A 23,373-nucleotide genomic window follows, 5' to 3' on the forward strand; every position below is an offset into this window, starting at 1 on the left:
GTGCTGTTTTGCGTTAAATAGAACCACTATTCGCCTTAAACACCGCAAAAAACCGCTCAAATCAGTCGGCTCTCGCTACGGCCAGCATTCTCGGACAGCCTCCTAGCCGGGGCTTGAAGGCTTGCAAGGGGTGATTTGAATTTAAATCAGCCGCAACCAAATACCGCCGTGTTCCTTAAGGGAGCGCGGCGGTTTTTTGTCTGCGTATTGAAAATAACGCCAGTGGTGCGGTATGGGTTTCAGCTTGCAGAAGGATGCTCGGCATCAACCGGTTCCTGATTCGCCAGCAGGTGTTCGATATCGGCCGGCGGGCAGGGGCGCCCGAACAGATAACCCTGTAACAGGTCACAGCCCTCAGCGCTGAGAAATGCCAGATGATCCTCATCTTCTACGCCCTCTGCCACGACTTTCATGTTGAGCGAGTGAGCCATGGTGATGATGGCGGAGAGTATCAGGCCGTTGTTTTTTTCCTGCAGGTTAATAATAAAGCTGCGGTCGATCTTGAGAATGTCGATCGGCAGATTCTGCAGGTAACTAAGGGATGAATAGCCGGTGCCAAAATCATCCAGCGCAATCTGAATGCCGAGTTCGTGCAGAGCATAGAGGTTTTCCAGTACCAGATCCTGTCCCTGTATCAGTGCAGTCTCGGTCAGCTCAATATATATATCTCTGGAACTGAGCTCATACTTTCGCAGCAGTTGTGTTAGCTGCTGCGCAAAGCCCTTTTGTTGTAGCTGGATGCTGGATATGTTGATGGCGATGCGCAAACTTGGCAGTCCGGCCTCTTTCCAGGCTTGTTGCTGGCGTGCAGCCTGTTCCATAACCCAGGCGCCTATCGGCAGGATAAGCCCGTTTTCCTCGGCCAGCGGGATAAACCAGGCGGGGGATATGGGGCCGAGTTCCGGGTCGTTCCAGCGTATCAGAGCTTCCACCGAAGACAGCCGACGGCTGCGGCTGTCAATGATGGGTTGATAGTAGAGTTCAAATTGCTGCTGCTCTACTGCCTGGTGCATTTTCTGAATGATCTGAGCGCGCTTTCTGGCATGTTCCGCTGTAGTGCTGGAGAAAAATTCATAGCCACCGCGGCGACTGGCCTTGGCCTGATACATGGCAAGATCCGCATGTTTGATAAGGTCATCACCTGAGTTGCCGTCCTCCGGATACACGGCGATGCCGATGCTGCAGCCGGCATAGCAGGGTGTGCCGTTCAGATCGATGGGGTGAGTCAGTGCGGCAAGGATCCGTTCCACCACCGGTATCACATTGTCGGGGGAATGCAGATAGCGCAACAGCAGTGTGAACTCGTCGCCGCCAAAGCGGGCCATCTCGTGGTTGGCGTCGTCTTCGGTGGGGCGGCCCATGCTGTCGTAACCGCGCAGGTTGGCCTGAATTATTTCGCTGACCCGTACCAGTAGCTGATCCCCCGCAGGGTGACCGAGGGTATCGTTGATGTTTTTGAAATTGTCGAGATCCAGAAAGAGTACGGCGATGTGATGCTTGTGCTGGCGAGCGGCTTCGAGTTCCCGGCGCAGAGTCCGATTAAACATCAAACGGTTCGGCAGGCCTGTGAGGCTATCGCGAAATGCCAGGGTGCGGATTTTTTCATTGGAGCTCTGTAGCGCCCGACTCATGCCATTGAATGAACGGCTGAGTTCGCCAATTTCATCCTCGCTCTGAACCGGCACCTGAATTAGCTGCTGCTTATCGCCCAGGCTTGCCAGGGCCTGGTTCAGCCGTCCGATAGGGTCGAGCATCTGTTTGCGTACCAGTACCAGCAGCAGGGGGATAGAGAATACGATAGCGCTAACGCACACAGCCAGAACAAGCAGGCCAATAAAGCGGGACTCCCTTACAAGTTCGCGTTCTGGCAGCAGAAAATGGCCCCAGAGGTTAGTGTGCAGTTGCCGTGCATGGTGCAGGTAGGGTTGGCCATCCAGCATGGGCTGCAGCATCGGCGGTTGCGGCATTATGATGCTTTCGAGTTTATAGTCGTGCAGCAGCACATCCATGGAATGGCCCTGGGTACTGCCGAGTATGTCCCCCTGGGAAGTGCTTAGCACTAGAAGGGCATTGGGCCAGGATGAGGCATTGAGCAATTCGAGCACTGGGGCAAGGTCAATCGTGATACTCAGGTAGCCACGCAAGGCGGCTTCTGACTGAAAGGAGTCGATCGCCGGATTAATCAGCCGTATCCGTCTGGTAACGAACAATGCAAGTTGCTGGTTATCCGGATTAATCTCGACCCGCGCCAAGTCGTCATTTGTTCTCCGTTGAAACGCAAGAAAGCTGGGGCTGTGGCTGTCATCTTCCGTCAGGTTGGGATCGTTGCGTGTCGACAGGCGAAGGTCTTCAAAACCATCAGGTGCCAGTACCCGGATCTCATAGTAATCCGGGTAGGCGCGCTGAATGCTGCTGAATTTTTGCTGCAGCGGACGCTGCATCAGAGCGTAGCGTTCTTCCAAATCGTCCGTAAGCAGGTAACTTTTAAGCAGGGAATCATCGGCAAAGAGTGCGATATTGGCATCAGCGGTGGTCATAATTTGTTGTAACTGAGAGTCGATGCGCGTCAGCAAGGCATCAATGGACTGTATGCCCCGAGTCTCGGCGCTGTCCTTGAGTTGCAGGTACGCCAGCAGGCCGAGCAGCAGCATGGGGCCCGCGATCAGCGGGATAATCACCAACGGGATTTTTCTGCTCAGTTTCATGCGGGATGCGTGTCCTTAGGTTCCCGGTGATCAGACTGACTTTAGGTTAATCGGACTACTGTAGTATTTTGGCCATAGCCGCATTGCGCTGTCGCTGGATGCGGGGGGGGAGCTCGCTGTAGAACTCGGATGCCTGCAAGGTTGCGCTATCGGGGTAAATCACCGAGTTTTGCAGAAATTCCTCGGGTAGCAACGCCTCTGCGCCCTGGTTCGGAGTGGCGTAGTACACGAACTGAGCCTGGCGGGCGGCGTTGGCCGGTTGATTAATAAAGTCCAGAAAAGCGTAGGCCAGTTCGGGGTCGCGTGCGTATGCGCCCACGGCGAAGTAGTCGACCCAGATGTTGCCGCCTTCGCTTGGCAGTACATATTTAAGATTTTCGTTCAGTTCCTGCACCATCAGTGCGTCACCGCTATACATCATGGAGGCGACAATGTCGCCGTTGAGAAGTGGGGAGTTTTCGTCCAGCGTTACGTACTGATAGCTGCGTACATGGGGCTTTTGTTCCAGCAGCAGTTTTTCGGCCGCTGTGATCTGGGCGCTGTCGGTGCTGTTGGTCGAGTAGCCCAGGGATTTAAGCGCCATGCCCACAAGATCCTTTGAGCTATCCATCATGGAAATTCTGGATTGCAACTCAGGCTCGGGGCGATAGAGCTGTAGCCAGCTGGTGATAGGTTTTTTCACCAGGTCGCTGCGATAGATGATGCCGGTGGTGCCCCAGAAGTACGGAATGCCGTAGGCGGCAGCGTCGTCGAAGGCGTTGGCCCAGCGGGGGTCGATCTGACTGATGCTGGGGATGCGGGCCTGGTCCAGTGGTGCGAGCCAGCCGCGTTTGGCGTAGAGCCGCAGGTCTATGCCGGAGACCAGAATAAGATCGTAACCCTGACCGTTATTCTCCAGCAGCATTTCTGTGCGGTGGTCGTCCGAGCTGTAGAAGACTGAACTGACCTTGGCATCGTGCAGTTTCTCAAATTCGACCACCAGCTCAGGATCCACGTAGTCGGACCAGTTGAGTATCACCAGTTGGCGCGGCTCGGCCAGGCTGTAAGGGGCAAGCAGAAGACTGGTGCACAGGGCACACAAGAGTGCAAAGCATCGACGCATGAGAGAGTTCTCCTGGTAAGTGCAAAGACCATGGCTGTGCCAGAGGCCACAGCATCTGACAACCGAACCTCACCATGACGTTTTTCCCCTTTCTGATCAAGAGCTTTCCGCACAGGATGAGCGTACTGTGCGGGCTCTGCAGGGCCATCTGCGTTATCATGGTCGGACTGTGGCGACGGGGTTGCTAGAATTCAAGCTGATTAAGGTGCCATAACCTTTAAAACAGAGTACCCCGAGCAGGAGAAACAGGTGCATTGCTGGCTGTACCGGTTAGGCGTTGAATATATTCTAGGCTCAGCCGCTATTCAGGTTAAGAATGCTAGCGTGCACCGCGTTTTTGGTGTAATAAGTCGGCCTGAATTTGTCGCAACATACCTACTAAGCCCGCTAGCGGGATAATCTTTGATTGGAGTAAGAGAGTGCAGAAGATTTTGTCTGCCCTGGCGCTGCTGGGTGCCTTTTTTCCAGTGACTGTACTGGCGGCCTTCGGTTTTGATGACGTGGCTGAAAAGGCCCGTGCGCTCGCCGCCGTGCCCTATCAGGCGCCTGCGGCCATACCCAAGTTCATGCAAACGCTGAGCTACGACGACTATCAGAATATTCGTTTCAATCCGGACAAAAGTCTGTGGAGCGAAAGCAGTTCACGCTTTCAGGTAATGATGGTGCCGCCAGGCCTGTTTTACCGTCATGCGGTGAAAATGAATGTCATCGATGCGCAGGGTAGTCACACGGTGCCGTTTCGCAAAACCGACTTCAACTTCGCCGATCCTGAAGTCGCCAAACGCGTGCCGGCCAATCTTGGCTATGCCGGTTTCAAGCTGACTTATCCGCTCAAGGGAGATAAGGAACGCAATCAGTTTATGGTGTTCGCCGGTGCCAGCTATTTTCGTGGCGTAGGACGTGACAATACCTTTGGCATTTCGGCCCGTGGTCTGGCGATCGACACGGGTCTGTCCCGTGGCGAGGAGTTTCCGTCTTTCGTTGAGTTCTGGCTGGAACGGCCATCCCCCGATGCCCATGCCATGACTTTCTATGGCTTGCTGGATGGCGAGAGCGCTGCCGGCGCCTATGAGTTTACCGTGTACCCTGGCAAGACGACGCGGCTTAAGGTCAAGTCACGCCTGTTTCCCCGTGCCGATATTGAGTTGCTCGGTGTAGCCCCGCTCACCAGCATGTTCTATTACGGCGAGAACAGCGGTCGTCCACGCGGTGAATGGCGCTCCCAGGTACATGACTCCGATGGTCTGCAGGTACTGAACGGCACCAGTGGCGAGTGGATGTGGCGTCCGCTGCTGAATCCGCGTGAGCTGGAAATGGATTACCTGATGACCGAAAACGTTCGCGGCTTTGGTCTGCTGCAGCGTGATAACCAATTCTCCGATTACCAGGATCTGCAGGCGCGTTACGAATTGCGCCCCAGCAGCTGGGTGCTGACCGAAGGAGACTGGGGTCCGGGTCAGGTGGTGCTGGTGCAGCTGCCGACCACCAACGAGACCAACGACAACATCGTTGCCTTCTGGCGTCCGAAGGACAAGGTGCAGGCAGGCAAGCCGCTGGACTATAGCTATGAGGTGCAGTTTGGTGGCGCAGAGCTTGGCGGCAACCCCATGGGCAAGGTCAGCAGTAGCTTCGTTGGGGATGGCAATGTTGTCGGTGGCGGCAATGTGCCCGGCGCCTACCGCATGCTGGTGGATTTCGACGGCGGCCTGCTCGACAAGCAGCGCCCGCGGGCACCGATTTTAAGCCACGTAACGGCACTGGATGGCGGTGAGGTACTGGAGCACTTTGTGGAGTACAACGAAGCGCTCAAGAGCTGGAGACTGTCGATTCTGGCGCGTCCTGCGGCCAAGAAATCACTGTCTTTGCGGGCTTACCTCAGTATCGGTGATGAAACCCTGACCGAGACCTGGGCTTACCGTCTGCCGGCCAGCAACGATATTCGGGCCGCGGAGTAATTCATGGCCCACACCCTGGGGGAACACGCCCTGTCCCGCGTGCTGGAGTATATGGCCGGCACCGGGGCTGAGCTCACCGATGCCCACACGCTGATTGCCTTCAAGCTGATTGAGGAAGGCTTGCAGTCCGGGCAGCCGGATCTGATGGCCTGGGTCATGGATGAGTTGCCACTGCGCTTTGATTTGCCGCAACGGCCGTTGCCACCGGTAGCCCCGGCGATTGTACGCGGCAGTATCGGTTACGGAGACAAGGCATGAGGGTTCAAACCGCTCTCGCCGACGTTCAGACTACCGCTGCCGCCACGCCTTGGCGTGGGCGGGTGATGTTGCGCCGTGGGGTGCTGACCCTGCTGGTGGTAGCCCAGGCGCTGGTCGGTGCCTATTACATGGCATCCGTACTGCCGTACCACGGTGGCAATCTGCTGGAGCAGGCCCTGATTGGCCTCTTCACGCTGTTGTTCACCTGGATCACGGTCGGCTTCTGGATTGGTCTCTATGGTTTCTGGCTGCGTCGGCTTGGTGGCGACCCCAAGTCGCTGTTGCGCCGCCATCCTGAAGCCGTACTGGTGGACACGCCGCTGGCGCGCACCGCCATCGTCATGCCTATTTACAATGAGCCGGTCAACCGTACTCTGGGGGGGCTGCGTACCATCTACCGCTCGCTGGAAAGTAGCGGTCAAATCGAACATTTTGATTTCTTTATTCTGTCCGACAGCCGGGAGCCCGATGTCTGGCTGTCCGAGCAGGCGGCCTGGCAGCAGCTGTGCGACGAGCTGGGGGCCCACGGGCGTCTGTTCTATCGCCGTCGCACCCTGAACATGAACTACAAGAGCGGCAACGTGGCGGACTTCCTGCGCCGCTGGGGCCGTTCTTACGCGTACATGGCGGTGATGGACGCCGACAGTCTGATGGGTGGCGACACCCTGCTGAAAATGGTACGCCTGATGCAGCGCGAGCCGAATATCGGCATCTTGCAGAGCTGCCCGACGATCATTAACGCCCAGTCGCTGTTTGCCCGCGTGCAGCAGTTTGCCAATCAGGTGTACGGACCGCTCTTCAGTACCGGTCTTGCGGCCATGCAGCTGGGCGAGGCGGCCTTCTGGGGCCACAACGCCATTATTCGTGTGGCGCCCTTTATGCGGCATTGCGGCTTGCCGCACCTGCGCGGGCCGGGTCTGTTCAGTGGGCCTATCGCGAGCCATGACTTCGTTGAAGCGGCCTTTATGGGCCGGGCAGGCTATGAAGTCTGGCTTGAGCCGGAGCTCAGCCATACCTACGAAGAGTCGCCGCCGAGCCTGGTGGATGAACTGACCCGTGACAAGCGCTGGTCCAAGGGCAATCTGCAGCACCTGTGGCTGATGCTGTTCGAGCCGCGCCTGCGCATGGCGCACCGCATGGCGTTTCTGAACGGTATTCTGTCGTACCTGGCCTCGCCGCTATGGTTCGCCTTCCTGGTGCTGACGACCATTGAAACCACCCGCCTGGTACTCTGGCCGACGAACTATTTTCCGCTGCAGTACAGCCCGTTTCCGCTCTGGCCCGAATGGCATCCCGAGTGGGCCATTGGCCTTGCGAGCAGCGTAGTATTTCTGCTGTTCTTTCCCAAGCTGCTGGCCGTTGTAGATGTATTGCTCAGTGGCAGGCGCAAGGCTCACGGCGGATTTTTCAGTCTGTTGCTGAGTATTGTCACGGAAATACTGGTATCGGCCTTGCTTGCACCCATCCGCATGCTGGCCCATACCCGCTATGTGCTGGAAGCCGTGTTTAACGTGACACTCAACTGGGCCGGGCAGAACCGCAGCGATGAAACCCGCTGGATTGATGCGCTGCTGAATCAGGCGCCGGGCTCCATTCTGGCGGCGATCTGGGCGGGCTTTGCCTGGTGGCTGGATCCGATGTTCTTCTTCTGGTCAGTGCCGGTGGCACTGCCGCTGATTCTGGCGGCGCCCACCTCGGTGCTGCTGAGCAAGGTCGGTATTGGTCAGGCGCTGCGTCGCAAGCGCATTTTGATGGTGGCGGAAGAGCAGCAGGGATCCGCATTACTGGATGACCTCAACAGCCATCAGATACTGCCGGAGTTTGGCGAATCTGCCGTGGTGCGGGCGGTGCTGGATCCTGTGATGAATCGGGTGCATCAGGCCACGGCCCGTTCCCACGGGGGCGGTGCCAAGCATCATCGACTCAAGCAGCTACGCAGCCGCTGTCTGGAGCTGGGGCCGGAAAGCCTCAATCGGGCGGAAAAGAACCTGCTGCTTACCGACCGCGAAAGCCTCGCCTGGCTGCACCGCGAATGCTGGCGGACACCGGCCGAGAGTTACTGGGGCCAGGCCATCGATAACCGTATTCGCCAGATCTGGCCGCTACGCGGCAACGACTAAACCGCCAGAGCACGCAGGGCACTCCCTCGGGAGACTTTTCACGAGACAATACACTGCAACCTGATACAAAAGCCCCCGACCGGTGTGAGCGCAGCGGTCGGGGGCTTTTTTGTGTTCAGACGGTGTCGCTGCGTGACTGCCACTGAGGGTGGCTTGACATTAATACTAATAGTAATGATTATCACCTGCGGTTTTTAATGAGCTGAACAGTTGAGGGTATTGCTGTTAGCCGGTACGTCAGAGGTGTAATCGTGAAATTCTTCTCCGCATTCCTGTGCTGCCTGCTACCGCTGGCTTTTGCCGCGAATGTCGCAGCCGATACAGGCGTGAGCAGCCGTACAGAGCCTGCCGATTTGGCACAACGGCACCAGGCGCTTGAAAGCCTTGGACAGGCGCTGTTTTTCGATACCAGCCTGTCATACAACCGCAGCCAGTCCTGTGCCAGTTGTCATGATCCTGCTCGGGGCTTTGCCGATCCTGGGGTCAACACCCAGGCCGGCGCCGTATCGCTGGGGGATGATGGTCATTCCCTGGGAGATCGCAATGCACCCAGTGTCACCTATGCGGCCTTCACGCCTGAATTTCATCGCGACTCTGAAGGGCGCCTTGTCGGTGGCCAATTCTGGGACGGACGGGCATCGAGCCTGGAAGATCAGGCCAAGGGGCCGCCGTTGAACCCTATCGAGATGGGGTTGCCTGATGTGGCCACTCTGCGTGCCCGGCTGCAGGAAAATCCGTTTTACGTCTCCCGCATCACTGAACTCTTTGGTGAGGCGGGTCTGGCAAGTGATGAAGCTGCGTTTGATGCCATGGCCAGCAGTATCGCCGCCTATGAGCGCAGTGATGCCGTATCGCCGTTTGACTCCCGTTACGACCGCTACCTGCGCGGCGAATACCGCATGACTGAGCAGGAAGACCTGGGCCGCACTCTGTTCTTTTCCCAGCAGTTCACCAACTGTAATCAGTGCCATCAGCTGCGCCAGTCGGCCATTGCCGCGGATGAAACCTTCTCTAATTATCAGTACCACAACATAGGTGTGCCGGTGAATACGGCGGTGCGGGCGGCCAGCGGTATGGCATCTGATGCACTGGACGGGGGGCTGCTGAACAATCCCCAGGTGAACGATGAGCATGAGCGCGGCAAGTTCCGCACGCCAGGGCTGCGCAACGTTGCGGTGACGGGGCCCTACATGCACAACGGTGTCTTTAGCGAGCTGGAAACCGTGGTGCGGTTTTACAACAGTTACAACAGCAAGAGCGCTGCCAACAAGATCAATCCGGAAACCGGGCAGCCCTGGGGCACACCCGAGGTGGCGCAGAACCTGTCGCTCAAGGAACTGGAGAGCGGCCCTGCGCTGGACAACAAGCGTATCGCCGCCCTGGTGGCCTTTCTGAAGACCCTGACGGATCAGCGTTACGAGCCCCTGCTGAAATAAACATGCAACGCAGGTTGCGTCTGCATGATTTAGATTTCCAGAGCGGCTGCGATTCCATGGGGGCAAGAAGACAATCGAGATGAATGCCGGGCCTTGCGCCCGGCATCCTTTGTTGTGGAGCTTGTATCCTGATCAGGAGCCGGGTTGCAGGTCGCCCTCTTGCCAGCGGGCTTCGCTGTTGGCCAGGGCATGGGATATGGCGTCCAGACCGGTTGAGGGCAGCTCGGCGGGCAGGGGATCCATGCCAGCACTGGCAAACAGCTGGCCGTAGCTGTTGCGCAGCGCGGCATAGGCAAGGTCGCGGCGCAGTTCTGCCTGCAGGGCATTGAGCTCACCCTGGATCAGGTCAAGCTCGCCGATGCCCTGTGCCTTGTAGCGATTGCGCAGTTGTTCAATGATCTGAGTGTCGAGCTGCGCCAGCTCCTGGCTGGTATGAAACTGCCTCAGGGCTTCGTGGAAATTGGCATTGGCGACATGAACCTGGGCCAGGATTGCCATGGACATAGCCTGACGCCGTGCCTGGGCAACCGCTTCGCTGGCCTTGGCGACATCGATTGCCGCTGGTCCCGAGAGTACGTTAAACAGATTCCAGGTGACCTTTACGCCGTAGTCGGCCCAGCTCTGGTTGGCCAGAAAAGAGTTGCTGTCGTAGTGTCTGCCGGCGGAAAATTCAAGCCCGGGCAGCAGTCGCAGCATGGCTTTGCGTGTTTCCGCGGCACTGATGCGCGCCTGGTAATCCTGCTCGCGCAGCTCGGGCCTGTTGGCCAGGGCTTCCTCTTCGAGTTGGCTCAGTTCCACATTCAGCTGTGGTTCCTCATAGCCGCCCGCAGCGGCCAGCTGGAAGGGGGTGCCCATGGGCAGGTTGATCAGCGCGGCCAGTTCGGTTTTCGCAAGGGAGAGCGCACGGCGCTGCTCTTCGAGCTGACGAGTAGCTTCAATCAGGGCCCGCTGATAGCTAAGGGCCTGAATTGGATCGCCAATACGCTGTTCACTCAGACGCTGGCTGTTGTTGCGGGCGGTATCAACGCGGGCCATCAGACTGTCAATCTTCGTCAGCAGGCCTTCGGCCGCCATGGCGCGCCAATAGGCCGAGCGTACATCCTGAATGATGGTGTGCACTACCTTGCGGCGCCGTTCCTGCACGATCAGGCGCTGGTCGGCTTGCTGCTTGGCGCTGACGTAGCTAACGCCGAAGTCCAGTACGTTCCATACCATGGTCAGGTCTGCCACACCGCGCTCGCGATCCTGGGAGGTAGACGGCTCCAGTGACTGGGTGCCGGTCTGGATGCTCTCACTGCTGGAGGCGCTGATGTTGCTGCGACCGGCGTAGCCGGCTTGCAGGGCCAGGCGCGGTAGCATATCGAAACTGGAGAGATCGAGCTGGCGGTTGGCCAGAGCCTCTTCCATGACCTTGAGACGACCTTCAAGGTTGTATTTGAGGGCTCGTGCCATGGCGTCATGCAGCGTCAGTTCGCCGGCAAGCGGTTCCTGATCCTTGAACATGTTGAGCAGGTCGGTCTTGGCGCGCTGCTCGCTGATACTGCGCTCAATCGGCTGGCTGCTAACCGCGCAACCGCTGATGGCCAGCACCAGCAGGCTGGTGGTGAATACTTTATGGCTTGTTTTCATCCTTGGGCCGCCCCCTTGTCGCGGCTGAATTTCTGGTCGCATTTCTGATCAGGCATGTGGTTCGCCAGGATTAATTTCGCTCAAGGCTCTGGCGAGTTGTTCTATCTGACGTTGCTCAGTGTTCTGCATTTGCTGTAACCGCTGGCCCAGTGTGGGAGCGCCGAAACCGGGTGTGCCAAAGGCTTCGCGTAATCCCGTTTGGATAGATCCGGGCTCGAGTTCCGAGTCCGGGTCGAAAATATTCGATAGGGTACTGTGGCCAAAGACACCGGCATCGCCCCCGCCAAATCCAAGAAAGCCCCGGCCGCTACCATCGCCTGAATGGCCGGCAAAAACCTGGGCTAGATAACTGGGTGCCGGTGCTCCATTGTTGATAAAGAGGGCGCTTAGGGTCGGGATGCCACTGCCGAGTGTCGGTGCCACAAAGAGCTGCTGCGGCTGTAGCGGCGACTCAAACGGTGAAGGCGAAATTGAAGCTGCGACAGCTGTGGGCAAACTAGATACGCTGCTCGCCGGCCTGGCTCCCAAGGTGCTGGTGCGAAACTCTGGATCGCCCGTCTGGGCTACAACGCCATAGCCTGGGCTAGTGATTCCGGTGGCCAGAGCGTTGCCGGCGTTATCTGCGATGCCGCTGCCTGTGGCGTTCAGCGCCAGACTCAAGGAGCCATTACCATTGATGCCGGTTAGCAATACTCGATAAGTACTTGGATTGATTTGTTGCACGCTATCCAGAGTACCGACCAGATTGCCGGTCGTTAGCAGGCTGAAATCACCGATGTCGACACCGGACACCGCTTCATCAAACACAAGCTCAAAGTACATTTCACCGGCGACCAGAGCGCCGTCGGCCGGAACGCTGATCGAGGTTGCGGACGGTGCCGCGGCATCGATCAGGACTGCGGCATTCGATTCAATGCTGTTCAGTGCGCTGGTGGCATTGTTGCCGGCGCCATCGCGCAGGGTCGCGCCGTTAAGATCGATGTTTGTACCCAGTTCGATACCGTCGGTATCGAGCTGGCCGCCAAGGACGGTCAGGCTGAAAAGCAGCGCTGTACTGCCGGAGCCGGAAACATAGTCGGCATAGACAGTACCGCCAACATCGAGGGTAACGGCCAGACGCGGCGTACCACCGGTCGTATCGACCAGAACTGCTTCATTCAGGTTGACGGTGAAATCGAGACTCTGTCCTGCGACATAAGTGCCGTTGGCGGGCACAGAAACCGAATTCACGGTCGGCGTGAGGCTATCGATGGCGTAGTTGTTGGAGTCGGTAGTGCCGCTGCCGGCATTGCCCGCAGTATCTGCCACGCCAGTGTTATTCAGCACGATGAGGTTGGTGGTGTCCTCAACACTGGCATCGGGTGTGAGGGTTGCGGTCCAGGTAATGCCGCCATCGGTGCTGCCCAAACTGGAGAGGGCGCCATTGGCAACGTTGAAGTCTCCAGCGTTGAGTCCGGTTACGGCTTCACTGAAGGTGATGGTGACAGCTGAGGTTTCACCAGCTGCCAGCGCTGTATCGGTGACGACAATGCTCGCCGTGGGGCGCAGGCTATCGATGGCGTAGTTGTTGGAATCGGTGGTGCCGCTGCCGGTATTGCCAGCGCTATCCATCACGCCAGTGTTATTCAGCATGATGAGGTTGGTGGTGTCCTCAACACTGGCATCGGGCGTCAGAGTCGCCGTCCAGGTAAAACCACCATCGGTGCTGCCCAAACTGGAGAGGGTGCCATTGGCGACAGTAAAGTCCGCAGTGGTGAGTCCGGTTACGGCTTCACTGAAGGTGATGGTAACAGCTGAGGTTTCACCAGCGCTCAGCGCTGTATCGGTGACGACAATGCTCGCCGTGGGGCGCAGGCTATCAACGGTGTAGTTGTTGGAGTCGGTAGTGCCGCTGCCGGCATTGCCAGCAGCATCCATCACGCCAGTGTTATCCAGACTGATCAGGTTGGCGCTGTCTTCGGTATCGGCCGACGGCGTCAGAGTCGCGGTCCAGGTAATGCCACCATCGGTGCTGCCCAAACTGGAGAGGGCGCCATTGGCGACAGTAAAGTCTGCAGTGGTGAGTCCGGTTACGGCTTCGTTGAAGGTGATGGTGACAGCTGAGGTTTCACCAGCGCTCAGCGCTGTATCGGCGACGACAATGCTCGCCGTGGGGCGCAGGCTATCGATGGCGTAGTTGTTGGAGTCGGTAGTGCCGCTGCCGGCATTGCCGGCGGCATCCATCACCCCAGTGTTATTCAGAACTATCAGGTTGGTGGTGTCTTCCACATCGCTGCCGGGCGTCAGAGTCGCGGTCCAGGTAATACCGCCATCGGTGCTGCCCAAACTGGAGAGGGCGCCATTGGCAACGCTAAAGTCCGCAGTGGTGAGTCCGGTTACGGCTTCACTGAAGGTGATGGTGACAGCGGAGGTTTCACCAGCGGCCAGTGCCGTATCGGTGACGACAATGGTGGCGGTTGGGCGCAGGCTATCGATGGCGTAGTTGTTGGAGTCGGTAGTGCCGCTGCCGGCATTGCCCGCAGTATCTGCCACTCCGGTGTTATCCAAACTGATCAGGTTGGTGGTGTCCTCAACACTGGCATCGGGTGTGAGGGTCGCCGTCCAGGTAATACCGCCATCCGCAGTACTTAGAGCGGAGAGGGCGCCATTGGCGACAGTAAAGTCAGCAGTGGTGAGTCCGGTTACGGCTTCACTGAAGGTGATGGTAACAGCGGAGGTTTCACCGGCCGCCAGTGCCGTATCGGTGACGATAATGCTCACCGTGGGACGCAGGCTATCGATGGCGTAGTTGTTGGAATCGGTGGTGCCGCTGCCGGCATTGCCAGCAGTATCTGCCACGCCAGTGTTATCCAGACTGATCAGGTTGGTGGTGTCTTCGGTATCGGCCGACGGCGTCAGAGTTGCGGTCCAGGTTATGCCGCCATCAGTGCTGCCCAAACTGGAGAGGGCGCCATTGGCAACGTTGAAGTCTCCAGCGTTGAGTCCGGTTACGGCTTCACTGAAGGTGATGGTGACAGCGGAGGATTCACCGGCCGCCAGTGCCGTATCGGTGACGATAATGCTCGCCGTGGGACGCAGGCTATCGATGGCGTAGTTGTTGGAGTCGGTGGTGCCGCTGCCGGTATTGCCAGCAGTATCTGCCACGCCAGTGTTATCCAGACTGATCAGGTTGGTGGTGGCTTCGGTATCGGCCGACGGCGTCAGAGTTGCGATCCAGGTAATACCGCCATCCGCAGTACTTAGAGCGGAGATGGCGCCATTGGCGACGCTAAAGTCCGCAGTGGTGAGTCCGGTTACGGCTTCACTGAAGGTGATGGTGACAGCTGAGGATTCACCGGCCGCCAGTGCCGTATCGGTGACGATAATGCTCGCCGTGGGACGCAGGCTATCGATGGCGTAGTTGTTGGAATCGGTGGTGCCGCTGCCGGCATTGCCAGCAGTATCTGCCACGCCAGTGTTATCCAGACTGATCAGGTTGGTGGTGTCTTCGGTATCTGCCGACGGCGTCAGAGTTGCGGTCCAGGTTATGCCGCCATCAGTGCTGCCCAAACTGGAGAGGGCGCCATTGGCGACGCTAAAGTCTGCAGCGCTCAGGCCTGTAACAGCCTCGCTGAAGGTGATGGTGACAGCGGAGGTGTCACCAGCGCTCAGCGCTGTATCGGTGACGACAATGGTGGCGGTTGGGCGCAGGCTATCGATGGCGTAGTTGTTGGAATCGGTGGTGCCGCTGCCGGCATTGCCCGCAGTATCTGCCACTCCGGTGTTATCCAGACTGATCAGGTTGGTCGTGTCCTCAACACTGGCATCGGGTGTGAGGGTCGCCGTCCAGGTAATACCGCCATCCGCAGTACTTAGAGCGGAGATGGCGCCATTGGCGACGCTAAAGTCCGCAGTGGTGAGTCCGGTTACGGCTTCACTGAAGGTGATGGTGACAGCTGAGGATTCACCGGCCGCCAGCGCTGTATCGGCAACGACAATGCTCGCCGTGGGACGCAGGCTATCGATGGCGTAGTTGTTGGAATCGGTAGTGCCGCTGCCGGCATTGCCCGCAGTATCTGCCACGCCAGTGTTATTCAGCACGATGAGGTTGGTGGTGTCCTCAACCCTGGCATCGGGTGTGAGGGTTGCGGTCCAGGTAATACCGCCATCCGCAGTACTTAGAGCGGAGAGGGCGCCATTGGCGACAGTAAAGTCAGCAGTGGTGAGTCCGGTTACGGCTTCACTGAAGGTGATGGTAACAGCGGAGGTTTCACCGGCCGCCAGTGCCGTATCGGTGACGATAATGCTCACCGTGGGACGCAGGCTATCGATGGCGTAGTTGTTGGAGTCGGTGGTGCCGCTGCCGGTATTACCAGCAGTATCTGCCACGCCAGTGTTATTCAGCACTATCAGGTTGGTCGTGTCCTCAACACTGGCATCGGGTGTGAGGGTCGCCGTCCAGGTAAAACCACCATCGGTGCTGCCCAAACTGGAGAGGGTGCCATTGGCGACGCTAAAGTCAGCAGTGGTGAGTCCGGTTACGGCTTCACTGAAGGTGATGGTAACAGCGGAGGTTTCACCAGCGCTCAGCGCTGTATCGGTGACGACAATGCTCGCCGTGGGGCGCAGGCTATCAACGGTGTAGTTGTTGGAGTCGGTAGTGCCGCTGCCGGCATTGCCAGCAGCATCCATCACGCCAGTGTTATCCAGACTGATCAGGTTGGCGCTGTCTTCGGTATCTGCCGACGGCGTCAGAGTCGCGGTCCAGGTAATGCCACCATCGGTGCTGCCCAAACTGGAGAGGGCGCCATTGGCGACAGTAAAGTCTGCAGTGGTGAGTCCGGTTACGGCTTCGTTGAAGGTGATGGTGACAGCTGAGGTTTCACCAGCGCTCAGCGCTGTATCGGCGACGACAATGCTCGCCGTGGGGCGCAGGCTATCGATGGCGTAGTTATTGGAGTCGGTAGTGCCGCTGCCGGTATTGCCGGCGGCATCCATCACCCCAGTGTTATTCAGCACTATCAGGTTGGTGGTGTCTTCCACATCGCTGCCGGGCGTCAGAGTCGCGGTCCAGGTAATACCGCCATCGGTGCTGCCCAAACTGGAGAGGGCGCCATTGGCAACGCTGAAGTCTGCAGCGGTCAAGCCTGTAACAGCCTCACTGAAGGTGATGGTGACAGCTGAGGTGTCACCAGCGCTCAGCGCTGTATCGGTGACGACAATGGTGGCGGTTGGGCGCACACCGTCTACCACCAGCGCTTTGTTGGCGCCGAGCGAATTGACATCGCCAGGCGCGGCCAGGGTTAATATCGCGTTATGGCCTGAGCCATTTTGTATGGTGGCGCCATTGAGCGTCAGCGCACTGGTCGATAGATAGTCCAGGTCCGCAGATTCATCGCCTGCTTGAACGGTATATTGAAAGGTCAGGATGCTGGTACCCGAACCGGATACATAATTGATCGTTTGATCTGTGGTTCCCGTTTCCAGATGCAGTTGGGGTGCTCCGCCGGCAGTATTGACGGTGACCACCTGATCAAAAACGACTGTAATCGACACCAGGTCGCCAATTTTCAAGGAGCCGTCAGGCGAGGAGGATGAGACCGAGTTCACGACCGGGTTGGCCGGTGCCGTTAAGGTGAAGTCGTTGCCTGTACCCCCGATGTAACTGGCACTGAGTTCGGTTGCATTGCCGCCCGCTGTGAGGGTGCCGCCTTCAGCTACACCCGTGAAGGTTCCGGTAAGGGCATCCGCAGCATCATTGGTGATGATGGTGTAAGAATCGCCGCTGCCAGGGGTATAGCTATGGGTAGTCGCTATGGTGGCGGACGATACATCCACAGTCCCTGTCACATCGACGACGTCGTAGCCTGCACCTGCCGTGGCGCCAGTGATATCGACCGACAGGGTGCCACCGGAGCTGATCGCTAAATCATTGCCCAGCGTCAAGGTTCCAGCACCGTCGACACCGGGTGCCAGAGTGCCGCCACTTTGTATGCTAACAGCACCGCCAAGGGTGCCGCTTCCTGCCAGGGTAGCGCCACTGGCAACGGTGGTTGTACTGTTTGTGCTGCCCGTTATCGATAAGGTACCCGCAGAAACCGTTGTGGTACCTGAATAGGTATTGGTACCCGCCAGGGTGACTGTTCCTGCGTCTAGCTTGGTGAGGTTGGATGCACCCGATATGGTATTGCTGAAGGTCTGGTTACCGCCACTGGTGACTCCGACGGAGGTATTGCCGGTCAGGGTGACGGCACCTGCAATGGTGGTATTGCCCGTTGAATAGAGGGCACCCAACCCGGCAAACCCCACCCCGGAAACGGAGAGCGCATCGGAAACTGTCACACCGCTGTTAACAGCCAGAATAGCGCCGCTTGCGATCGTCGTTCCGCCTGCAGTGGTTCCCAGCGCGTTATCGCTATTGGCCAGCAAGGCGCCGGTGCTGATGGTGGTTGCGCCGGTATAGATATTATTGCCGTTCAGGCTCAGCGTAGCGGTGCCGGATTTTGTCAGGTTGCCTGCGCCGCTGATAATCCCGGCCAGAGTTGAATCATCATTGGTGGTGATGGTGGCATCGCCTGCAAGGTTGATGTTGTTGCTATAGGTGTTGCTACCTGAAAGCAGCAGGTTGCTGGCGTTGAGTGTAAGGTCGCCGCTAGCCAAATGACTAGCGGCACTGATGCTGACGGAACCTGCAGTGGCAGATAAAGACCAGTTCGAAACACTGTTCGACGTATTACTTAGTGTGAGTGTTCCGGCGCCGCTTTTGGACAATGTCGTCGCGCTACCGCTGATTGTGCCCGACAAGGTCACATCTGCGGCGTGGCTCAGGGTGCTATCGGCCAGCAGGCTGATACTGTTATCGATGGTGGTTGCCGCGGTTAGCGCCAGGGTACCGCCGTTCAGTGACAGGGTGCCGCTCGGAAGGTAGCTATCACCGGCAACGGACAGGGTGCCAGCCGATACTTTGATCCCGCCGGACATGCTGCCTGAGTTTGTTGCGTTCGATAGCGTCAGGGTGCCGGCATCTGTCTTGTTCAGTTCGAAGCTGCCATTGAGCGCGCCGCTAAGAACCAAGCTGCTGCCCGATGCCGCACTGACGTTGGCATCTGTGGCAAGGCTTAGATCACCTAATACCGTGCTGCTGCCCGTTACAAGATGGAGCGCGCCGTAATCTACACCATCAACGTTCTTGCCTGTGCCAGAAAGGGTAATGGCTTCAGGAAGTGTCAGGCCGCCGGCGATGCGCAAATTTGTGCCGCCTGCAACGGTTGTGGCACCGGCTGTGCTGCCCAGGGCGTTATTGTGGTTCGCGATCAGCGTACCGGCTTGCAGGTTGGTCTCCCCGGTGAAACTGTTGTTCCCACTCAATTGCAAAATGGAGTTGGCGGATTTGGTCAAGCTTCCGCTGCCGGAAATGATGCCGCTGAAATCTGCAATATTGCGCCCGCCGCCGCCCCCGACACTGATGGTGCCACCGCTGGCACCCAGGGTGATGACATTGTCGATTGTGCTGGTGACAGGCGATCCGGAGGACCCGCCGGTTACCAGCATGTATAGCTCGCCGCCATCCAGCACCAGGGTGCCGGAGGAAAGGTGGCTATCGCTGGTGATAAACAGCGTGCCTGCCGTTACGGCCATATCACCGGCCATGCCCGAGTTGCTACTGCTTGTCAGTTCCAATTCGCCGGCGCCGGCCTTGGACAGCCCGCCGCTGCCGGCCAGGGTGCTGGAAATTGTCACCGACCCGGTGGAGTTTGTGACATTCAGCGTGGTGCCGCCACCGAGAGTAATGGTGCTGCCCGACAGGCGGAGGCCATCGGCGGCATCGGCATTGAGTGTCAGGCTTTCGTTAATCGCCAGATTGCCAGCCAGGGTCATGGTGCTGCTAAAACTGTTGCTGAATACAAGAGTTTGAGAACCGGTCACATCGGCTGCGGCTATGGCCACGGCTTCACTGAAACTGACACCATTGGCCAGATTGACAGTTGCAGTGTCCGAAGTGTTGGTAACGTAGATGGTATCTGTGGTGACAGTCACATCCGCCGTTGCGGACGAAGTGCCATCATTCAGCGTAAAGCGCAGGGTGGCATCACCCGCGGGTGTGTCATTGCGATAGGTAACATGTTGCGCCACGTCGTTCATCAGTGCTGTGGTAGCAGCCGTTCCACTGCTGGTGAAATTGATGCTCAGAACGCCGCCGGTATTGGTGAAAGTTGCGAATGTCAGGCCACCGGACTGAAGGTTGCTGCCGCTAACGGTGAAAATGGCACCGGCAGTATCAAAGCCCAGAATGTCGCTGGATACTGCAATCCCCGCGCGTTGAACACCCAGGCTGGCGCCTGCCCAATCGCCATTGCCGCCATTGAGCGCATCCAGTTCTGCATCGGACAGCGCTGCGTTGCCGCCGACATCCAGTATCAGCGTATTGCCTACACCGGCCCAGGCAATACTGTCGCCATTCAGATTACCCAATGCTGGCGCAGCATTGGCGTTGGTCACGGTAATGCCATTACTGGTCAAATCAGCCACGTTGAGCGCCGCATCGGCCCCCGCAGCCCAGTCATCGGCTGCCGCCAGGTTATAGGTGGTGGCGTCACTGGCGCTTGTGCCATCCTTGTTCAGCAGGGCAAGCAACTCCGATTTATCCGTCGCACTTAGTGTCAGGGTAAAACTGCTGCCGGAGGTAATCTCCACACTGGCGGTATCGGTCAGGGTGTAGGTACTGCCTCCTTCACCGGTGAAGGTGAGCTTGCTGGTATCAATATCGTTGCTGGCACCCGAATAGGACAGCAAACCGGTGCCGGTAACCGTTAGCACACCGGTGCTTGCGTCAAAGGTGGCACTGCTGATTGTCGGCAGAGCGACGTTACTGACGGTGATGCCGTTGCTGGTGACGTCGGCAACAGCCACAGCCGCATCGGCGCCTGCCGCCCAATCTTCGGCGGCCGCCAGATTATAGGTGGTAGCACTGGTGGAACTGGTGCCGCTCTTGTTGATGATCTGATTGAGTGCGGCTTTGTCGGTGGCGCTCAGTGCGAGTGTGAATGCGGTGCCGGAGCTGACCTCGACATTGGCCGTATCGGTCAGGGTGTAGGTGCTGCCGCCTTCACCAGTCAGTGTGAACTTGTTGGCGACTATATCGTTGGCTGCGCCGCTTAGGGACAGGAGGTCGCTGCCGGTTACGATCAGGGTGCCGCCGCTGGCGTCATAGGTGGCGCTGGTAATGGTTGGCGCGACGACGTTGCTGACGGTCAGAGTATTGGTGGCATCTGCGGTGTCGCCTGCCGTAGCGTTTGCATTCCAGTCATCCGCAGCGGCGAGATTGAATGTGGTGCCGCCGGTGGAGCTGGTGCCATTCTTGTTGGTGATCAGGTTCAGTGCGGCCTTGTCGGTAGCACTGAGGGTGACGGAGAAAGTGGTGCTGCTGCTGGCCGTCACGTTGCTGCTGTCAGTCAGGGTGTAGTTGCTGCCGCCTTCACCGGTGAGCGTAAGTGTGCTCACATCGATGTTGTCGCCTGTGGTCATGTTGGTGCCGGTGGCGGTGAGCACACCGGTGGCGGCATTGTAGGTGGCGCTGGTAAGGGTGGGGGTCGGTGGGGCGGGTGGATTGGTGTCGCCGGCAAAGCTGTCGATGTTGGTCTGAAAGAAATCTGCGCTGGTTATACGAACTTCATCCACACCGATAGCACCGAAACTAAGTGTGCCTGTAGCTCCGGTAGTGATGGTCTGAGCACTGCCGACCAGAGCTCCGTCGAGATAGCCGCCAACAGTTACGACACCTCCCCCGGAGTTGTTGATATACAAGCTGCTAAAGGTAAAATCGGCGGCGTCGGTACGTGCAATCGTCACGCGTTCAATGGATCCAAAATCAAAGTTACCGGATAGTAACCTCACTGAGGCTGAATCACCCTGGCCAAAAGCCGTATCCGAAGTTATGTCTCCGCTATCTCCCTGGGTGGTAAAAGTATAAATAAAGTCGACTCCCCCCAGGTTGCTGGTGAAACTGGTGACTCCGGTGCCAACATTGGTATCCAGGCTGTCGCTAAAAGCGGTGAGTAAACGGGAATAATTGCTTAGATCTAGTGAGACTGCTTCGATGCTGCCCTGAGTTGCTTCAAGCTCCCAGTCGCCGCCCTTGTCCGCCGCTCCGGTCAGATCATTGGAGGCGGCAATATCTGCCCCCGTGGCGCTGGCCAGGGCGTCGATAAACTCTACGCCGGCACCGTTACCGCCTACAGTACAGCCGTAGAGCAGGATATCGCCATCCTCGCTCATCGACTGGCCAATCGTGGCAAGCAGATCACCGCGCGCGGCGATATCATTGCTGTCAAACCAGTCGTTGCCCAGCTGCACCTGGCCGTTGTCGCCGTGGCTGAGAATATGGATGGCATCAATAGCACTGCGTCCGGCCAGTGTATCGGCGATCACCTGCAAGCCATCACTGGAGCCATCAAACATCACCACTTCAACGTCGGTTGGCAGCCCCGCAAGAAGTTGCTGGTAGTCCTGCACCTGGGTGTCGACGAAGACGATTTCCTGGCGGTTGTCGGCGCTGCCGGCGATAGCTGCGCCTTCTGTGTCTGTAATGGACGCCGTCTCCTGCGCAGAGGCAGGCTCCAAGGTGCTGTCCTGGGTTTCTACAATGGTGGCTGCGATAGCGCCGTCGAACAGCATGCGTGGTTCCAGTGCCATGGCCAGCGGTGCAATCGCCGCTGCGGGACGGGTCTGGTCGCCAGACCCTGTTTTTTTGCCTGAGTTAGCGAACCACTTCATAAGCTGTCTCCATGCAATCCGTACAATCGCTGCGAACTGTCGAGAGCCGCTTGCGATAATGCCTTTGGGTGTTGAATTTCTTCTGTGCCGCCAGCCCTGTACTGACAGGGCTGGCGGTACTGGTCCTCAGCTACGCGAAGGGTAAATTCCTTCAAGCGCGATGATGAAGTTGCTTCCCAGAAAGGGGTTGCGGGTCTGTACTGGCTGGTTACCGCCTTCCGGCTGCACAGTTATCGGGCTGTTGAAAGGTTTCAGCGTTGTGTCGGCTGCATCTGTGGCGTAAATGCTGCCGGGACGGCCGCTATTGCTGGCAGCGCCCAATACGGTATTTGTCGCCGGTGCGGATGTGGTGTCGGTACCATTGCTGCTGGCAGGAATGGCGATGCTTGCTTCGGCGGTGTGTGTATGGGAGGCCATATTTGCCGGTGTCAGAGTCACGGATTCAGTGCCACCTTGTTCGCCGGCGGCTATATTGCTTAGTCCCGGGCCATGGCCAAAACCGACAGGGCTGCGCCCGCGTAGATCTGGCAGGGCGAAGGTATTACGGCCGTCGCCGCCGAACTGGATGCCAAGCAGGGAAAATAGCGCGGTGTTCTGCGCTATCGGCAATAGCTGTCCCTGGCAGAAGGCCCAACCACGGGGGGCATAGTTAAAACCGACCTGGCGAATCTCGCCGAGAAAGGGTTCGCTCATCATTACTCTCCTTGTCGTGCTTATTGTGCACGGGCGTTTTGAGGCGCACGTACTCTTTTGCCATTATGGCAAGTGTGTGGTGATCCAAATATTAATCAGGCCGCGCCGCCGCAGGTTCCATCGATGAGTGCCGAAGCAGTTTTTGATCCAGCCTGAGTTCGGGTAGCCTGATATCGATGAGGCGGTCTGTGGTGGCTGGCTGGGGAGATCGGTGCATTTCCAGGTAGACGTCCTTGTCGGCGATAATGCCAAAGCCCAGGCGTTGGTAAAGACGCAGCGCCGGGTTGTGTGATTCGACATGAAGTTTAACGGCAAGTCCGCAGGCATCAGTGCGTGCCAGCAGTTCATTGAGCAACCTGCTACCCAGACCTGCACCTCGCTGTTCGGGCAGCAGGGCTATATCGATCAGCTGTACGGTGACCTGGCCCCAGGCGAGATAAAGTCGGCCAATGGGCTGGCCGTGACGTTCGATCAGCCAGAAATCCCCGTTGGGGAAGTGGTCCTGGTAGTAGCGGGACTGCAGCCAAAACTGTTGTAGCACAAAGGCATCGATCGCCGATGCTGGCCAGCCAAAGGCGGACAGTTCTGTGGCGCGGGTGGAGGAATAAAGATGCTGAAGAAAGGAGTGATCTGTGGCTTGTTGTGTACGGATACAGTAATCAGAGGTGGGCACAGATAAGCATCCTTGCGCAAACGTGTAAGTTGCAGCGTCCGGCTGCAGCA

At 58.0% G+C, this 23,373-nt stretch carries 10 protein-coding genes; 4 read left to right on the forward strand and 6 right to left on the reverse strand.

Features of this window, described 5'->3' with window-relative positions:
• Nucleotides 1-239: 239 nt before the first annotated feature.
• Nucleotides 240-2,705 (reverse strand): EAL domain-containing protein, encoded by a 2,466-nt coding sequence (locus tag MPRO_RS08030; RefSeq protein ID WP_067290084.1) that lies wholly within the window; start codon nucleotides 2,703-2,705, stop codon nucleotides 240-242.
• A gap of 55 nt (nucleotides 2,706-2,760) precedes the next feature.
• Nucleotides 2,761-3,807, reverse strand: a complete 1,047-nt coding sequence (locus tag MPRO_RS08035; protein ID WP_067290088.1) for a polyamine ABC transporter substrate-binding protein — start codon at nucleotides 3,805-3,807, stop codon at nucleotides 2,761-2,763.
• Between the two features lie 419 nt (nucleotides 3,808-4,226).
• On the opposite strand from MPRO_RS08035, the gene MPRO_RS08040 reads away from it, so the two are divergent.
• The 4 genes from MPRO_RS08040 to MPRO_RS08055 all read left to right on the forward strand — a co-directional run bounded on the left by MPRO_RS08040 (nucleotide 4,227) and on the right by MPRO_RS08055 (nucleotide 9,576).
• Nucleotides 4,227-5,762 (forward strand): glucan biosynthesis protein G, encoded by a 1,536-nt coding sequence (locus MPRO_RS08040; protein WP_245635052.1) that lies wholly within the window; start codon nucleotides 4,227-4,229, stop codon nucleotides 5,760-5,762.
• A gap of 3 nt (nucleotides 5,763-5,765) precedes the next feature.
• Nucleotides 5,766-6,020 carry a hypothetical protein gene (locus MPRO_RS08045; RefSeq protein ID WP_067290091.1) on the forward strand — a complete coding sequence of 85 codons (255 nt, stop codon included), beginning with the start codon at nucleotides 5,766-5,768 and terminating at the stop codon, nucleotides 6,018-6,020.
• Nucleotides 6,017-8,140: a glucans biosynthesis glucosyltransferase MdoH gene (gene mdoH / locus MPRO_RS08050; RefSeq protein ID WP_067290093.1), complete on the forward strand. Its 2,124-nt coding sequence runs from the start codon at nucleotides 6,017-6,019 to the stop codon at nucleotides 8,138-8,140. Before MPRO_RS08045 ends, mdoH begins: the two co-directional genes overlap by 4 nt.
• Before the next feature lie 251 nt (nucleotides 8,141-8,391).
• On the forward strand, nucleotides 8,392-9,576 hold the full coding sequence (locus tag MPRO_RS08055; RefSeq protein WP_067290096.1) for a cytochrome-c peroxidase: 1,185 nt from the start codon (nucleotides 8,392-8,394) through the stop codon (nucleotides 9,574-9,576).
• A gap of 132 nt (nucleotides 9,577-9,708) precedes the next feature.
• Here the strand turns inward: MPRO_RS08055 and MPRO_RS08060 are convergent, their stop codons facing one another.
• From MPRO_RS08060 to MPRO_RS08075, 4 genes are all read right to left on the reverse strand, one after another.
• Nucleotides 9,709-11,205, reverse strand: a complete 1,497-nt coding sequence (locus MPRO_RS08060) for a TolC family protein (RefSeq protein ID WP_067290099.1) — start codon at nucleotides 11,203-11,205, stop codon at nucleotides 9,709-9,711.
• A gap of 48 nt (nucleotides 11,206-11,253) precedes the next feature.
• Nucleotides 11,254-21,957: an Ig-like domain-containing protein gene (locus MPRO_RS08065; RefSeq protein ID WP_067290102.1), complete on the reverse strand. Its 10,704-nt coding sequence runs from the start codon at nucleotides 21,955-21,957 to the stop codon at nucleotides 11,254-11,256.
• 126 nt (nucleotides 21,958-22,083) lie between these two features.
• Nucleotides 22,084-22,650, reverse strand: coding sequence for a phage tail protein (locus MPRO_RS08070; protein WP_067290104.1), 567 nt, complete (start codon nucleotides 22,648-22,650; stop codon nucleotides 22,084-22,086).
• A 91-nt stretch (nucleotides 22,651-22,741) separates the two neighbouring features.
• Nucleotides 22,742-23,323, reverse strand: a complete 582-nt coding sequence (locus tag MPRO_RS08075) for a GNAT family N-acetyltransferase (RefSeq protein ID WP_216821267.1) — start codon at nucleotides 23,321-23,323, stop codon at nucleotides 22,742-22,744.
• Nucleotides 23,324-23,373 lie beyond the last annotated feature (50 nt).

It is taken from the genome of Marinobacterium profundum (assembly GCF_001528745.1).
Taxonomy (GTDB): domain Bacteria; phylum Pseudomonadota; class Gammaproteobacteria; order Pseudomonadales; family Balneatricaceae; genus Marinobacterium_A; species Marinobacterium_A profundum.